A 15,490-nucleotide genomic window follows, 5' to 3' on the forward strand; every position below is an offset into this window, starting at 1 on the left:
CCGGTGGGTCCGTCATCCCCTGTCACGTCATCCCCTGCGCTGTCATATCGTGAGGTTCGTTCTCCGACCTGCGCCGACCTGACGAGGCGTCCACCCGGCCCACGGCTGCCCCTGTTCCTCGTCATCGCCGCTGGAGCCGACTTCCGTGCCGTTGTTCATCCGTGTGCTCAGCCTTGCCGTCTTCGCGCAGGGCACCTCCGAATTCATGCTCGCCGGTCTGGTACCGGGCATCGCCGACGATCTGTCCGTGTCGAACGGTGCCGCCGCGAGCCTCACCTCCGCCTACGCCGTAGGGATGATCCTCGGCGCCCCCGTGATGGCCGCGCTGGGCGCGCGCTGGCCCCGGCGGCGGGCGCTCGCCGGGTTCCTGACGGCGTTCGTCGTCGTGCACGCCGTCGGCGCGGTCACCGAGGACTTCGCCGTGCTCTTCGGCACCCGGGTCGTCGCGGCGGTCGCCAACGCCGGGTTCCTCGCCGTCGCGATGTCCGTGGCCCACACCCTGGTCGCTCCCGAACGGCGGGCCCGCGCCACGGCGGTACTGCTGTCCGGGGTGACGCTGGCCTGTGTCGTCGGGGTGCCGGCCGGTGCCGCGCTGGGCGATCTCGCCGGGTGGCGGGCCGCGTTCTGGGCCGTCGCCGCGCTGTGCCTGCCGGCCCTGGCACTGGTGTTCCGCTCCGCCCCGGCCGACGCGGCGGCCCCCGCACTGGGGTCGGTCCGCTCCGAGGTCCGGGTGCTGCGGCAGCGGCCCGTCCGGCTGGCGCTGACGCTCGGGGCGCTGGTCAACGGCGCCACCTTCGCCACCTTCGCCTACCTCGCGGTGATCGCCACCGAGGTCACCGCGATGCCGCGGGGCGTGGTGCCGGGACTGCTCGCGGCCTTCGGCGTCGGCTCGTTCGTCGGCGTCACCGTCGCCGGACGCACCGGCGACGGCGGGCTCGGCCGGGGGCTGCGCACCGCGCTGCTCGCACTGCCCGCCGCCTGGGCCGTACTCGCCCTGACCAGCACCACGGCCGCCCTGCTCCTCCCGGCCGCCGTGCTGCTCGGCGCGCTGTCCTTCGGGGTCGGCTCCGCGCTCATCAACCGGGTGATGCGCACCGCCGCCGGCGCCCCCGCGCTCGCCGGTGCCTTCGCGACGGTCGCCCTCAACCTCGGGGCGTTCGCCGGTCCTCTCCTCGCGGGGCTCGCCGCGGGGGGCGACGCCCGGATCGCGGTCTGGGTCAGCGTGGCGATGTCGGCGGCAGCCGCCGTCGTCCTGCTGGGCGCGCGCACGGCGGACGGCGTCCGGGCCGGGACGTACTGAGCGGCGTACGTCGCCTGTTACCCAGCCGCTGACCGCCGCTTCGGCACGTACACGTACGGCGTGGTCGTGGTCAGCGGCTGGAAGCCGAGGCGTTCGAGGACCGGGCGGCTCCGGGCGACGGCGTCGACCTGGAGGTAGCGGTAGCCGTTCGCCACGGCGACCCGTCCGCGCTGGGCGACGAGGGCGCGGTAGATGCCCCGGCCCCGCCAGGACTCGACGGTGCCGCCGCCCCACAGCCCGGCGAAGCGGGCGCCGGGCGGCAACTCCAGCCGGGCCGCGCTCACCGGCTCGTCCCCGGCGAGGGCCAGCACCGCGACGACGGACCGCGGGTCGGCGGCGAGCTGGGCCAGCATCCGCTGTCTGAGCCGTGTGCTGTCGGTGCCGAAGGCCAGTTCGTGGACGCGGGCCGCGAGATCGACGCCGGCCGCGTCGGTGACCGGCACGATCCGGATGCCCTCGGGCGGTTCGGCGTCCAGGTCCAGATCGGCGACCTCACCGATCATCAGGGTCTCTTCCGGCTCCGGGGTGAACCCGGCCGCGCCGAGCCGCCGGGCGAGGTCGACGGGGAGGTCATGGCCGTAGACCTTCCACTCGAACGCACGGCCCAGCGCGGTGAAGTCGGCGATCTGCCGGGCGATCTCCGCGTCGGCGCCCGACTCGTCCAGATCGGACCAGAGGACGCCGTTCCAGCCGTGCGCCGGGGCGACCTGGCGGACCACCCGGCCGACCCGCTCGATCGTCGTGTCCGGCCCGTCGGACTGCGCGCCTTCCCGCATGTCCCGGTCGAAGAGGGCGAGTACCCCGGAGTGATCCATGCCGCCACTCCATCACCGGGCCGCACGGGAGGCAATGGGATTCGGCGAAGGTCACAGTGGGAGATACGGGACGCGGCGAAAACCGCAGGGGTCCGTAGGCTGTTGGAAGATCACCGTCGTGAGGAGGCCGTACACCATGGTCGAGGAAACCGAACTGCCGTATCTGCGCCGCTGTGTGGCCCTGGCCGCCGACGCGTTGGAGGCTGGGGACGAGCCGTTCGGGTCGGTGCTCGTCGGGGCGGACGGCACCGTGCTGGCCGAGGACCGCAACCGGATCGCCGGCGGCGACGCCACCCGCCATCCGGAGTTCGAGCTGGCCCGCTGGGCGGCGGACCGTCTGACGCCCGAGGAACGGGCGGGCGCCACCGTCTACACCTCCGGCGAGCACTGCCCGATGTGCGCGGCGGCCCACGGCTGGGTGGGCCTGGGCCGCATCGTCTACGTGGCGTCCTCCGCGCAGCTCGTGGCCTGGCTGACGGAGCTGGGGGTGCCGCCCGCCCCGGTGCGCGCGCTGCCCGTCCGGGACGTCGCGCCCGAGGTCACGGTGGAGGGCCCGGTGCCTGAGCTGGAGGCCGAGATCCGGGAGCTGCACCGGCGCCGCCACGCGCCGAGGACCGGCTGACCGCGCCTCGCTCCGCGCCGCGCGGACCCGTTCGGCGTACCGCCCGCGCCGGCTCCCGGGCAGCCGTGGGCCCCGCCGGGCGGTGTCCGACGGGGCCTGTCATCGTGTGCGCCGGTCGCGCGGGCGGGTCAGCGCCCCGATCCCGGCCGGTACCGCCGGTAGAGGGCCGCACCGCCCAGCATCAGCGTGCCCGCGCCGAGCGCGAAGGGCAGGGTGCCGTCCGCGCCGGTGTGGGCGAGCGAGGCCGTGGTGGGCTCCGGGGCGTTCGGCGCCTCGGCCGGTTCCGGGGTGTGCCGGGCGGGCGGCCCGGGAGCGGTCTCCGGGGCCTCGGGCCGTACCGGCTTCTCGGGCCGTTCGGGCCGCTCGGGCCGTTCCGGGCGGACGGGCCGCTCGGGGCGCTCCTCCGGACCCGGGCCGTTGACCGACTCGTTGCCGAAGACGGGGTTGCCGATGCCGACGACGTTCACACTGTTGCCGCTGACGTTCACCGGCACATCGATCGGCAACTGCACCCCGTTGCCGGAGATCACCCCGGGTGATCCCACGGCCGCACCCTCGGCCGCCGCTCCCTCGGGCGCCCCGCCCGGCTTTCCCTGCCCCGCGCTCTCGTTCGCGCACCTGTTGCCCGCGGCGGGGTTGAGCAGCCCCACCACGTTCACGGTGTTGCCGCACACGTTCACCGGGACATCCACCGGGAGCTGGATGAGGTTGCCGGAGATCGCGCCCGGTGAACCCGCTGCCGTGCCCTCCGCGCTCGCGCCACCGGTCGCGAAAGCGGCCTGCACGGGGAGCACGACGGCCATCGCCCCGGAGGCGGCGGCGACGGCGGCGAACACACCGTTTCGGGTAACCCGTTTCATAGGTTCCCTGCCTTCCAGACATGGTCACGGGCACTCGCCCGCACCGGGTAAAACGCGGGGGAACCATCCGAGTTATGGCTTCTCCACCTTTCACCCCATTGGACGCACCCCGATTTCGAACGGGTCGCGAGACCGTGTACGGATCACCGGCCGCCCGCCACCGGTGGGAAAGGACACGGACCGGGCCGCTCCGGGCCGCTCCGGGCAGCTCCAACTCGCTCCGAGCCGCTCCAACCCGCTCCGGGCCGCTCCGACCCGCTCCGGCGACCGCCCACCGGTCCCCGCGGCGTCAGCCGCGCCGACCCGCTCCCTACGGCCGCTCCCCCGCCCCCCCTCGTCGGCAGGCGGGCCGCGGAGGTGCCGCCTATGGTGATCGAGGGCCCCGTCTCCCGGTTCGCGGCGCGGTACCGGGCCCGCGCGCCGCCTTGGAGGCATCGATGCTGCCCAAGCTGCACTCCGCGCGGCCCACGGTGCGGCGGCGCGCGGTGGTGGTGGCCGCCGGGCTGGCCCTGCTCGGCACGGCGCTGCCGGTCACGGCCGTCGAGGGCGCCGGTTCCGCCGAGCCGGACCTCACCCGCTTCTACCGGCAGAAGGTGACCTGGGGCGGCTGTGCGGGCGAGGGGATACCGAAGGACCTCCAGTGCGGCAAGGTGACCGTGCCGCTGGACTACGCCAAACCCCGCTCCGGCACGCTGGACCTGGCGGTCGCGCGCTTTCGGGCCACCGGCGAACGGCGCGGGTCCGTCGTACTGAACTTCGGTGGTCCCGGAGGCGCCGGGGTCACCGAACTCGCCTACGGCGGCGAGGACTTCATGGGGCTGAGCGACGGCTACGACGTGGTGAGCTTCGATCCGCGCGGGGTGGGCCGGTCCTCGCCGGTGAGCTGCGGGGACGCCTCGTACGAGAGCGGGACGGAGGACTCCGGGGGCTCCGCGGACCCGCTGAAGGACCCCGACGCCCTGATGCGGCAGTTGCGCGCGGTCGCCGCCGAGTGCGCCAAGCACTCCGGGCCGGTGCTGGAGCACATAGGCACGGTCAACGCCTCGCGCGACCTGGACGTCATCCGCCAGTCGCTGGGTGACGAGAAGCTGAACTACCTGGGGTTCTCGTACGGCACCCGGCTGGGCGCGGTGTACGCGGAGCAGTTCCCCGGCAAGGTGGGGCGGGTCACGCTGGACGGTGTGGACACCCTCACCGAGCCGCTGACCGAGCAGGGGATCGCGGGCGCGAAGGGGCAGCAGACCGCGCTGGAGGACTTCCTCAACTGGTGCGTCGAGGACATCGCGTGTCCGTTCGGGACGGATCCGCGCCGGGCCCGGCAGGAGATCGTCAAGCTGGTGCGCTCGATGGACGAGGACCCGGTGCCCACGACGTTCTCCGGCGGGTTCTCCGGGCAGGACCTGGTGTCCGCGATCAGCCAGGCCCTCTACAGCGAGGAGCTGTGGCCGCTGCTGGAGCGGGCGCTGGCCTCGCTGGTGGAGGACGGCGACACCCGGGGCGTGGAGAGCTTCGCGACCGGCGGTATGACCACCCCGGGGGTCGGGGTGAGCCGTACGGCCGGCGGTGCGGCACGGCCGAAGCCCGGGGGGCGCGGGGCCGGGCTGACCGACCCGGAGGCGGTGCCGCCGGACAACCTTCCGGCCGCGCTGGTGGCGGTGAACTGCGCGGACGACCCCGACCGGCCCGGTTCGCGGCAGCTCAGCCAGGAGCTGACCCGGCTGCGGGCGGCGTACCAGCAGGCGTCCCCGGTGTTCGGTTCGTACCGGCTGACGCAGTTGCTGCTGTGCTTCGGGCGGCCCAAGGGGACGGATTTCATCCGCGAGCGGGTCAAGGACGTGGACACGGCGAAGATGCTGCTGGTGGGCACGCGCGGCGACCCGGCCACGCCGTACCGCTGGACGGTCCAGACGGCGAAGCGGCTCGGCCCCTCGGCCGTCGTCCTGGACAACAAGGGCGACGGTCACACCGGGTACGCGTCCTCGAAGTGTGTGCGCGGCAAAGTCGACGCGTTCCTGCTGTACGGCTCGCTGCCGCCGAGCGGCAGTTCGTGCCCGGACGAGGAGGACGGCTGAGCCGGGACCCCGGAACGGCCGTACCGGCGCCCCCTTCCAACCCCGCATGCCCGATCCGTGATTCGGTCCTATGGTGCTGTCATGGAGCACGCACTCAGTCCCAGGACCCTTGCCGAGCTGCGCCGCCCGCGCCCCTATCCGGCCGTCTCCGTGCTGACGCCCACGCACCGCAGGGAGCCGGACAACGCCCAGGACCCGGTCCGGCTGCGCAATGTGGTGGCCGAGGCGAAGAAGCAGTTGGAGGCCGATCCGGCGGTGACGCGGGAGCGCCGTACGGAGGTGGTGGACCAGCTCGACCGGGCGCTCGCCGAGGTGGATCTGACGCACGCGGAGGACGGTCTGGTGATCTTCGCGGCGCCGGGTGAGCACCAGGTGTGGTCGCTGGCCCGCAGCGTTCCGGAACGGGTGGTGCTCTCGGACACCTTCCTCACCCGCAATCTGGTCTCCGCGCAGGCGGCGGAGCGGCCCTACTGGGTGCTGTCGGTGTCGGCGGACCGGGTCACGCTGTGGAACGGCGGTGCGGGCCGGGTCCGCGAGGCCCGCACCGGCGGCTTCCCGCTGACCCTCACGCCCGAGAACTTCGACCCCGAGCGCGTGGAGCGGATCGGCGACACCCCCAGCACCTTCCGCGACGAGCACACCCGCGCTTTTCTGCGGGAGGCGGACACCGCGATGGCGGCCGTGCTGCGCGCCGATCCGCGTCCGCTGTACGTGACGGGCGAGACGGCGGCGCTGTCCGCGCTGGACGAGGTGGGCCCGGTCGCCAGGAGCGCGGTGCGGCACCTCCCGCACGGCGGGCTGGCGCAGGGCACTCCGGAGGCGGTCTGGCAGGCGGTCCGTCCGGCGGTGGAGCAGGAGGCCGCCGAGGGGGTCGAGCGGCTGGCCGGGGAGCTGGAAGCCGCGCGCGGGCGCAAGGAGTTCGCGGCCGGTGTGGACGAGCTGTGGCGGAACGCGCGCGAGGCCCGGGTCCGGCTGCTGGCCGTCGAGGAGAACTACCGGGTCACGGTCCGCGACGACGGCGACCATCTGATCCCCGCCGAGGGGGGCGATCTCGACGCCCGGGAGGACATCGTGGACGAGATCGTGGAGCGGTGCCTGGAGACCGGCGCCGATGTCCGCTTCGTTCCGGACGGCGCGCTCGGTGAGGCCCGGGGCATCGCGGGCGTCCTGCGCTACTGACCGGCGGCACCCGCCCGTCCCCCGGCTTCGCGATCTACCCTGGCCCGAGGTTCTCGATCACGAAGAGGTGCGTAGGTGAGTGGGCTGTTGGGCGTCGCCGTGCTGGGCGCGGGGCACATGGGGAGCGACCACATCCGCCGACTGAGCCGGTCGACGGGCGGGGTCAGGGTGGTGGCCGTGGCCGATCCGGACGCCGGCCGGGCCGCGCGGGCGACGGCCGGCCTCGACGGGGTGACGCTGCACACCGAGGCGGAAGCGGCGCTGGACGCCCCCTGGGTGGAGGCGGTGGTCGTGGCCTCGCCCGACGTGGCCCACGAGGCGGCGCTGCTGGCCGCCCTGGAGCGGCGGTTGCCGGTGCTGTGCGAGAAGCCGATGGTGCCCGACCCGGCGGGCTCGCTGCGGGTGCTGGAGGCGGAGGCGGCGATCGGCCGGCGGCTGCTCCAGATCGGGTTCATGCGGCGGTACGACGCCGAGTACCTGCGGCTGAAGGAGGTGCTGGACGGCGGGCGGCTGGGCCGGCCGCTGATGCTGCACTGCGTCCATCGCAATGTCTCCTCGCCGCCCGGTTTCACCTCCGCGATGCTGATCGGAAGCTCGGTCTCGCACGAGATCGACGCCGCCCGCTGGCTGCTCGGCCAGGAGATCACGGCCGTGACGGCACTGCGCCCCCGGCCGTCGGGGCAGGCGCCCGAAGGGCTCCAGGACCCTCAGTTCCTGCTCTTCGAGACCGAGCGGGGCGCCCTGGTGGACGTGGAGGTCTTCGTCAACTGCGGCTTCGGCTACCAGGTGCGCTGCGAGGCGGTCTGCGAGACGGGCAGTGTGCGGATCGGCGAGCAGCACTCCCCGGTGGTCACCGATCGCGACGGCGCCCGCGAGGACGTCGTCCAGGACTATGTGGTGCGGTTCTCCGACGCCTACGACCGTGAGCTGCGGGTCTGGGCCGACTCCGTCCGGCAGGGCCGGGTCACCGGCCCGAGTGCGTGGGACGGCTACGCGGCGACCGCGGTGGCGGAGGCGGGCGTGCGGGCGCTGGAGAGCGGCGCTCGTACGGTCGTGGAACTGGCGCCGCGTCCGGGGCTGTACGCCGACCGGTGACGCGTGGTCACGGGTCATGGGCCGGTCGCGGGCCCGGCGGGTTCGCCTACGCCTGTCCGGTGAGGGCGCTGAGGCAGCGCTCCACCTCCGGGCCGAGGTCCTCCTCGCCGGGCCGGACGACGGCGTAGGTCCGCACCAGGAAGCGCTGGAGCGCGGCCGAGTCGAACTGGAGCAGAGCCAGGCCGTACGGCGAGTGGAACTCCAGGACGGTCCGGGCCCGGCCGCACGGCCAGATGTGCACATCGCCCTGCCCGGCCGGGCCTTCCAGCCCCTCCGCCAGCAGTTCCCGCGCGAAGGTCCAGGTGACGCCCTCGCCGGCGAGGGTGACCTCGGGCGGAAAGGCGAGGTGCACCGCGAGCGGGTCGCTGGAGCGGTAGCCGAGGTTCGCGGGGACGGGCAGCTCTTCCTCGCCGGTGATCAGCCGGGCGCGGGCGGGCTGTTCGAGGGTGATCTCCATGGGCGGTCTCCACTGCGGTGAGGTCGTCCGGTTTTCCGGGTTGCAAGTACGACCTCGCAGCCGCCCCGCGCTGACACCCAAACCGTGATCAATTTATGTGAGCTGCATCACATTTACGGACGCCGGGCCGCTTTCGGGGGCCGTCGCCGGGCGCATCGGGACGGTGAGGACGGTGGCATATGCCGGATGCACCACCTCATCGGGTGTTGCCGATTCCCTTACAGCGCGTCGCGGGCTGTGCCACAGTCGTAACGGCCCCACCGACAGCCCGCGTCGTATCCTCTCCGCGTCCGGCTCCGTCCGGGCGGGGGAGCCGCCATCGCTTCGGAGTACGTCATGCCGTCCCCCCGCTCCGCGGACCGCCCGGCCGCCCCGCCACCTGGAGGCGGTCCGGTCGACGCGCTGATATCGCAGACGCGACGGCTCAAGGGTGAGGTGGACGCCGTACGGCGGGACGCCCAGCGCGACGACTGCCGGCCCCGGCAGCGCTGGCAGCGCGCTCTTTACGATCTGGCGCTCCGTCAACTGGACGCCCTGGACGCGCACTTCGCACAACTGCGCGAGGAACCCCGGTCGGCCGCTCCCCCGGCCCTCCGGGCCGACCCCGCCGCGCCGGGGCCCGGCTCGCTGCTGAGCCGGGTCGGGAGCGCGGAGTGGGATCTGCTCACGGACGAGGCGAACTGGTCCGCCGAGCTGTACGCGATCCTGGGCCGGGACCCTGCCGCCCCGCCGCTCACCCTGGACGAACTGCCCTCGCTGGCCCACCCGGAGGACCGGCCCCGGCTGACCGCGCTGGTCACGGACTGCCTGGTCGACGCCCAGCGCATCGACGGCGAGTTCCGGGTGCTGCGCCCGGACGGAACGGTCCGTACGGTCCACATGATGGGCGAGCCCGTGCTCGGCCCCGACGGCGGCACCGTCTCGATGTGGGCGGTGCTGCGCGATGTCAGTGCCCTGCGCCGCAGCCAGGCCGCGGTGAGCGAGACCCGGGACTCGCTGCGGCGCCACCGGCGGCACGAGCACTCCGCGCCACCTGACCGGGTCGAGATCGGACCGGCGGTGCTGCCCGCCTGGCGCGGTCCCCTACGGCTTCCCCGGCAGGGCGCGGGCACCCTCGATCTGGCGGCCCGCTGCCTGCCCGCCTCGACGGGCCCGCTGATCGGCGGCGACTGGTACGACGTACTGGAACTGCCCGGCGGCGAACTGCTGCTGAGCGTCGGTGAGCTGACCGGGCGCGGGCTCGCGGTGACCACGGACGTGTCGATGGCGCTGGGCGCGCTGCGCGGGACGGCGCTGGCCGGGACCGGCCCCGGGCAGATGCTGTCCTGGCTCAACCGGCTGCTGGACGGCGGCGCCCGGCCGGCCCTGGGCAGCGCGGTCTGCTGCCGCTGGCGGCCCGCCCGGCGGACGCTGGTGTGGGCGGGCGCCGGACACCCCGCCCCGTTGCTGTTCCGCGACGGGACGGGGCGCCGGCTGAGCGCACCGCGAGGGGTGCTGCTCGGCACCACCTCGGGTGCCGAGTACGGGGAGAGCGAAGTGGCTCTGGCCCCCGGGGATGTGCTGCTGTTCCACACCGACGGGCTGGTGCCCGCCCGCTGGAGGTCCTCCGGATCCGGCGAGGCGGAGCACCGGGGAGCACCTCAGGCGGCGGACCCGCTCCTCGGCCTGGCCCCGCGCCTCGCCGCCGCGCGCAGCGCGCGGGACGGATTACGGACGGTCGAGGAGGAGTTCGGCGAGACCGAGCGCGAGGACGACGCCTGCGTGCTCATCGCCAGGGTGGAGTCGTAGGGACAGGACGGGTGGCGACAGGTAGGGACAGGTCGGGACAGGGCGTGGGAGACAGACGGACGTGGGCGGCGGTGGTGCGCGGTCACAACCCCCTGTGAGCGCGGTGGGCCGACGCTTGCGGTCCGTCACACCTGCGAGGTGCTGCCGCCCTTGCTGCGCTGCTTGGGCAGGGCGCTCTTGATCTCCTCCCGCAGTCCGCTGATCTCCGGATAGTCGGCGTACTCGGCGGTGAGCCGGTACATCTGGCGCAGCCGGTCCCAGGTGCGGCGCGAGGAGTTCGAGCCCATCGACATCAGGGCCAGGCGCGCGTACCGGTCGGCCTGTTCGGGGTCGTCCGCGATGAAGCAGGCGGAGGCCATGGAGAGATGGTCGAAGATCTTCGACCGTTCCCGGCCGTCGATCCGCAGGGCGAGCGCCTTCTCCGCGTAGTGCTGCGCCTGCGCGGCGGCGTCCGGCTCGAACTCCGCGAGCGTGCGATAGGCGAGCGCCTGCATGCCGTACAGATCCTCGTCCTTGAAGGTCTGCATCCAGATCGGCGTCTCCATGTCGGTCTTGGAGACGAACAGGTCCTCGGCCCGGCCCAGGGTGCGGCGCATCGCCTGGCCCTGGCCCATCGACGCCTGCGCCCATGCCTCAATGGTGTGGAACATGGCCCGGGTCCGGGGCAGCACCCGGTCCCCGGAACCGGACTGGGCGAGCTTCATCAGGTCGAGCGCCTCGTCGGGCTTGCCCAGGTGGACCATCTGGCGGGCCGCCCGGGAGAGCGCCTCGCCGGCCCGGGGCCGGTCGCCGCCCTCGCGCGCGGCGTGCGCGGCGATCACGAAGTACTTCTGGGCCGTGGGCTCCAGGCCCACGTCATGGGACATCCAGCCCGCCAGGACGGCGAGGTTGGCGGCCACGCCCCACAGGCGTCGTTGCAGGTGGGGGGGGTGATGGTAGGAGAGCATGCCGCCCACCTCGTTGAGCTGGCCCACGACCGCCTTGCGCTGGAGCCCGCCACCGCGGGCGGCGTCCCAGGCGCGGAAGACTTCGACCGAACGCTCCAGTTCCTCGATCTCCTGCGATCCGATGGGGGCGGCCTCGTAGCGGTCGAACCCAGCGGGGTCGGCGTGCAGGGGATTGTCGAGTCGGGGGGCGTCGGGGGTCAGGGCCGGATCGGTGTGCAGCCAGTCGTGCATGGCGCTGCTGAGTGCGGATCCCGCGGCGAGCAGGGCACCCGCGCTCACCAAGCCGCGTCGGTTGAGCATGAGGTCCATTCCCGTGAATTCGGTGAGGACCGCGGCGGTCCGTTCGGGCGCCCAGGGCACTGTGCCGGGATGCTCCGCGTCCCCGCCGTCCTGCCCTTTACCCGCACGCCCGTGCCGCACCAGACCAAGATCCTCAATGGTCACGACACGGCCGAGACGCTCTGTGAACAGCGCCGCCAGCACCCGTGGCACGGGATCGCGCGGGATCTCTCCCATGTCGATCCAACGCCGTACCCGCGAGGTGTCGGTCGAGAGCTGGGGGTGGCCCATGGCCGCCGCCTGCCGGTTGACCAGCCGCGCGAGTTCCCCCTTGGACCATCCGGCCAGGCCGAAGTGGTCCGCAAGGCGGGTGTTGGGTTGTCCGCTCACGTCAAGCCCCCAGGTTCTCGGCTGAGTTGACATTAGCCCGGTGAGAGATGCCGAGCGACTATTCGCCAGGGTTCGCCAGGGTGCGCCAGATGGTGTGCCAGGGGACGACGGGTGTCAGGTAGGAAAGCGCCATCCCGACCCGGCCGCCGCTCACGTACGACGGTGCACTCCCCAGGGTGTGCCACGGCGGCCGGGCCGGGTGGCGTCATGACGTCGCAGGCACACGAAGGGATCTGTCTCCCCCATGTACGCAGCATCGTCCTCCGTGTCCGCACCGCCCCGGCCGCTCCGCCCACGTTCCCAGGCGCCCGGCCCCGTCCGTCCCGGCGAGGCCCCCCTGTCGGGCGGCGGCCCGTATCTCGCTCCCGCGCGAGCGGCCGGCCCCGTGCTCGGCACGGTCCGTGGCCGACGTGCGGGCATCGGCATCCAACCGCTCAGCGGGAGACTCGACTTGTCCGGCCCCCAGGGCGCGCAACTGCGTACGGCGATCGCTTCGGTGCAGCGGATCTGCCCGGAGTTCACCCCGGTCCAGGTGCTGCGCCGCGGCGCCCACTCCGTGCTGCTCGTCGGGACGACCGGCCGCAGCACCGCGGTCGCGAAGTGTCTGCTGGACCACTCCCCCGCGTGGGCCGAGCGGATCCGGCACGAGATAGCTGCCTACCGCTCGTTCGTCCGGCACCGCCCCCCGGTGCGGGTGCCGAGGCTGATCGCCGCGGATCCGGACAACTGCACCCTGGTCATCGAGCGGATGGCGGGCCGGGTCGCCGCGCTGCACCGCCACCCGGCCGAGGCGCCGCAGCGTACGGACATCCGTGCGGCGCTCGGCGCGATCTGCCGGCTGAACGCCTGGCGGCCTCCGGCGGGCACCTTCGACGCGCCCCTGGACTACGGGATGCGGATCGCCCGCTATCACGAGTTGGGGCTGCTCACCGACCGGGACATGGGCGATCTCCAGAAGCTGCTGCACGGGATCGCGGCGACCGCGGGCCGGCAGGGCATGGGCCAGTTCTGCCACGGCGACGCGCTGCTGTCGAACATGCTGCTCTCCCCGGCGGGCCCGGTCCTGGTCGACTGGGAGCACGCGGGCTGGTACCTGCCCGGCTACGACCTGGCCACCCTGTGGTCGGTCCTCGGCGACTCCCCCGCGGCCCGGCGGCACATCAGCCAGATCGCCCAGTCGGGGGGCCCGGCCTCCCAGGACGCGTTCCTGGTGAACCTGATGCTGGTGCTGACCCGGGAGATCCGCACCTACGAGACGGCCGTGCAGCGCTCGATGCGCGAACCGGCTCCGGCGGCGGGCACGGCCCAGCCGAACGGGGTGCCCTCCGGGGAGGAGCAGCGGCTGCTGCTGCGGCGGCTGCACGACGACTGCCAGATGGCCCGCCGGGCGGTCCGGGCGGCGGTCGGCACCCGCTGAAGGGAGCGGCGCGGTCCGCTGGACGGGACGAGAAGGGCGAAGGGCCCGCGGGGCATCGGGGACAGTGATGCCGCGCGGGCCTTCGTCCGTCGTCTGCCCGGCGTCCACCGGTGTACACCGGTGACGCCCCGCAGGCGGGTGGCGTGCGGGGGTGAAACTCCGGGCGACCTGCGCCGACACGGTGATTCGGGTGCCGCTGGGGATGATTGACGGATCGTCGGACAGCGGCTACCACTGGTCACCTCCGGCCGTGTTCGCCCCGTCGTCCCCGCCCGCCCTGGAGGCTGCCTTGCGTCACCCCCACGTCGACGCCCGCCGCGCCCCCCGCCCGAGAAGCCTCCGCCGGACCGCCGCGCTGGCCTCCTCGGCGCTGCTGCTGCCGCTGCTGGGCGCCGCCCCCTCCCCGGCGCGGCCTCCGTCCCCGGCCGGGGACGGGCTCCAGCAGGCGTTCGCCGCCGCCTCCGAGGAGTACGGCGTGCCGCGGAGCGTGCTGCTCGGCGTGTCGTACCTCCAGTCCCGGTGGGACGCGCACGGCGGGGCGCCGAGTGTGACCGGCGGCTACGGTCCGATGCATCTGACGGACGCCCGTACGGCGCTGGCGCGTGCCCCGCACCACAGCGAGGGCACGGAGGACCCGCGCGGCGACGACGCCCGGCCCGCGCTGCGCCCCTCGGCGCGACCGGCCGGGGGCTCCGGGCTGCCGGCCCGGCTGACGACCCTGCGCCGGGCGGCCGGGCTGACCGGGCTGAGCCCCGAGCGGCTGCGCACGGACCCGGCGGCCAATGTCGCGGGCGGGGCGGCGCTGCTGGCCGCGGCCCAGCGCGAACTGGGCGCACCGCGCGGCGGGGACCCGGCCGACTGGTTCGGGGCGGTGGCCCGGTTCTCCGGCGCGGACGACGCGGCGACGGCGACGACGTACGCGAACGACGTGTTCGAGGTGATCCGCTCCGGCGAGCGGCGGATCACCGACGCCGGGCAGCGGGTGGCGCTGGCCGCCCGGCCGGGGCTCGCGCCCGACACCGGGCAGGTGCGGCGGGCCGGGCTGCGGGAGCCGCGGACGCGGGGCACGGAGTGTCCGGCGACTGTGCCGTGCGAGTGGATCCCGGCGCCGTACGAGCAGTTCGGCGACGGTGACTACGGCAATCACGACCTGGGGGAACGGCCCGGCTCGCAGCGGATCCAGTACATCGTCGTCCATGACACGGAGGGCCGCTGGGAGGGGGTGCTGGACATGGTCCAGGACCCGAGGTACGTCTCCTGGAACTACTCCCTGCGCGCCACGGACGGCCATGTCGCCCAGCACGTCAAGGCGAAGGACGTGGCCTGGCACGCGGGCAACTGGTACGTCAACTCCGGCTCGGTCGGACTGGAGCACGAGGGGTTCCTGGCCTCGCCGGACGCCTGGTACACGGAGGCGATGTACCGGTCCTCGGCGCGGCTGGTGCGGTATCTCGCGGGGACGTACGACATCCCGCTGGACCGGCAGCACCTCCTCGGCCACGACACTGTGCCGGGCCCGACCCCGGCGGCGGTCCCGGGGATGCACACCGACCCCGGGCCGTACTGGGACTGGGCGCACTACTTCGCGTTGCTCGGCCGGCCCTTGGAGGCCACGGCGGGGGCGAAGGGCGGGCTGGTGACGGTCCTGCCGGACTACCCGGCGCACCGGCCCGAGTTCACGGGCTGTGTCACCAAGGGTGAGCCGTGCGCGGTGCACGGGTCGAGCGCGGTACGGCTCCACACCGGGCCCGGGACGTCGTATCCGCTGGTCAGGGATGGTGGGCTGCGGCCGGGTGGGGGGCCGTCCACGATCGATGTGAACGACATCGGGTCCCGGGTCTCGACGGGGCAGCAGTACGCGGTGGCGGGCCGTCAGGGGGACTGGACGGCGATCTGGTACCTGGGGCAGAAGGCGTGGTTCCACAACCCTGCGAAGGCGCCGGTCGCCGTGGCCGCGAAGGGCAGGGTCGTGACGCCGAGGGACGGGCGGGGCGAGGTGCCGGTGTACGGGGTGGCCTACCCGGAGAAGTCGGCGTACCCGGCGGGCGTGCCGCCCAGGGAGGTGACGCCGCTGCCGTACACGCTGGCCGCGGGGCAGCGGTACGTGGTCGGGGACCTGGTCCGCGGGACGTACTACTACGCGGTCGGCTTCGACACGGACCGGCACCGGGTGGTGACCGGTGAGGACCGGTACTACCAGATCCAGTTCGGTCACCGGGTGGCGTTCGTGAAGGCGTCGGACGTGACGCTGCGCCCGTCCGGGCGATAG

Annotated in this window: 12 protein-coding genes; 8 read left to right on the plus strand and 4 right to left on the minus strand. The window is 73.9% G+C overall.

What is annotated here, in order from left to right; all coding sequences use genetic code 11:
• Nucleotides 1–145: 145 nt before the first annotated feature.
• Nucleotides 146–1,300: a Cmx/CmrA family chloramphenicol efflux MFS transporter gene (locus tag ACIQNG_RS12815; RefSeq protein ID WP_401484525.1), complete on the plus strand. Its 1,155-nt coding sequence runs from the start codon at nucleotides 146–148 to the stop codon at nucleotides 1,298–1,300.
• Nucleotides 1,301–1,317: 17 nt separating this feature from the next.
• On the opposite strand, the gene ACIQNG_RS12820 is transcribed toward ACIQNG_RS12815, so the two are convergent.
• Complete coding sequence (locus tag ACIQNG_RS12820; protein ID WP_401435398.1) at nucleotides 1,318–2,115, minus strand: GNAT family N-acetyltransferase; 798 nt, start codon at nucleotides 2,113–2,115, stop codon at nucleotides 1,318–1,320.
• Nucleotides 2,116–2,251: 136 nt separating this feature from the next.
• Here ACIQNG_RS12820 and ACIQNG_RS12825 point away from each other — a divergent pair, with 136 nt between their 5' ends.
• The gene (locus ACIQNG_RS12825; RefSeq protein ID WP_401435396.1) at nucleotides 2,252–2,737 is read left to right on the plus strand and encodes a nucleoside deaminase; all 486 of its coding nucleotides are present in this window, start codon (nucleotides 2,252–2,254) and stop codon (nucleotides 2,735–2,737) included.
• Nucleotides 2,738–2,865: 128 nt separating this feature from the next.
• On the opposite strand, the gene ACIQNG_RS12830 is transcribed toward ACIQNG_RS12825, so the two are convergent.
• The gene (locus ACIQNG_RS12830) at nucleotides 2,866–3,597 is read right to left on the minus strand and encodes a chaplin family protein (protein WP_401435394.1); all 732 of its coding nucleotides are present in this window, start codon (nucleotides 3,595–3,597) and stop codon (nucleotides 2,866–2,868) included.
• Between the two features lie 437 nt (nucleotides 3,598–4,034).
• Between ACIQNG_RS12830 and ACIQNG_RS12835 the strand changes: the two genes are divergently transcribed.
• From ACIQNG_RS12835 to ACIQNG_RS12845, 3 genes are all read left to right on the plus strand, one after another.
• Nucleotides 4,035–5,669, plus strand: coding sequence for an alpha/beta hydrolase (locus tag ACIQNG_RS12835; RefSeq protein WP_401484527.1), 1,635 nt, complete (start codon nucleotides 4,035–4,037; stop codon nucleotides 5,667–5,669).
• A gap of 81 nt (nucleotides 5,670–5,750) precedes the next feature.
• Complete coding sequence (locus tag ACIQNG_RS12840) at nucleotides 5,751–6,848, plus strand: chemotaxis protein (protein ID WP_401484529.1); 1,098 nt, start codon at nucleotides 5,751–5,753, stop codon at nucleotides 6,846–6,848.
• A gap of 75 nt (nucleotides 6,849–6,923) precedes the next feature.
• Nucleotides 6,924–7,943, plus strand: coding sequence for a Gfo/Idh/MocA family protein (locus ACIQNG_RS12845; RefSeq protein WP_401435387.1), 1,020 nt, complete (start codon nucleotides 6,924–6,926; stop codon nucleotides 7,941–7,943).
• Nucleotides 7,944–7,989: 46 nt separating this feature from the next.
• Here the strand turns inward: ACIQNG_RS12845 and ACIQNG_RS12850 are convergent, their stop codons facing one another.
• Complete coding sequence (locus ACIQNG_RS12850; protein WP_401435384.1) at nucleotides 7,990–8,400, minus strand: SsgA family sporulation/cell division regulator; 411 nt, start codon at nucleotides 8,398–8,400, stop codon at nucleotides 7,990–7,992.
• A 336-nt stretch (nucleotides 8,401–8,736) separates the two neighbouring features.
• Here ACIQNG_RS12850 and ACIQNG_RS12855 point away from each other — a divergent pair, with 336 nt between their 5' ends.
• Nucleotides 8,737–10,188, plus strand: a complete 1,452-nt coding sequence (locus ACIQNG_RS12855; protein ID WP_401484532.1) for a PP2C family protein-serine/threonine phosphatase — start codon at nucleotides 8,737–8,739, stop codon at nucleotides 10,186–10,188.
• 125 nt (nucleotides 10,189–10,313) lie between these two features.
• On the opposite strand, the gene ACIQNG_RS12860 is transcribed toward ACIQNG_RS12855, so the two are convergent.
• Nucleotides 10,314–11,804, minus strand: coding sequence for a hypothetical protein (locus ACIQNG_RS12860; RefSeq protein WP_401484534.1), 1,491 nt, complete (start codon nucleotides 11,802–11,804; stop codon nucleotides 10,314–10,316).
• A 244-nt stretch (nucleotides 11,805–12,048) separates the two neighbouring features.
• Here ACIQNG_RS12860 and ACIQNG_RS12865 point away from each other — a divergent pair, with 244 nt between their 5' ends.
• Nucleotides 12,049–13,221: an aminoglycoside phosphotransferase family protein gene (locus tag ACIQNG_RS12865; protein WP_401484536.1), complete on the plus strand. Its 1,173-nt coding sequence runs from the start codon at nucleotides 12,049–12,051 to the stop codon at nucleotides 13,219–13,221.
• A 289-nt stretch (nucleotides 13,222–13,510) separates the two neighbouring features.
• Nucleotides 13,511–15,490, plus strand: coding sequence for an N-acetylmuramoyl-L-alanine amidase (locus ACIQNG_RS12870; RefSeq protein WP_401485093.1), 1,980 nt, complete (start codon nucleotides 13,511–13,513; stop codon nucleotides 15,488–15,490).

The sequence above is a fragment of the Streptomyces sp. NPDC091377 genome (assembly GCF_044757045.1).
Classification (GTDB): domain Bacteria; phylum Actinomycetota; class Actinomycetes; order Streptomycetales; family Streptomycetaceae; genus Streptomyces.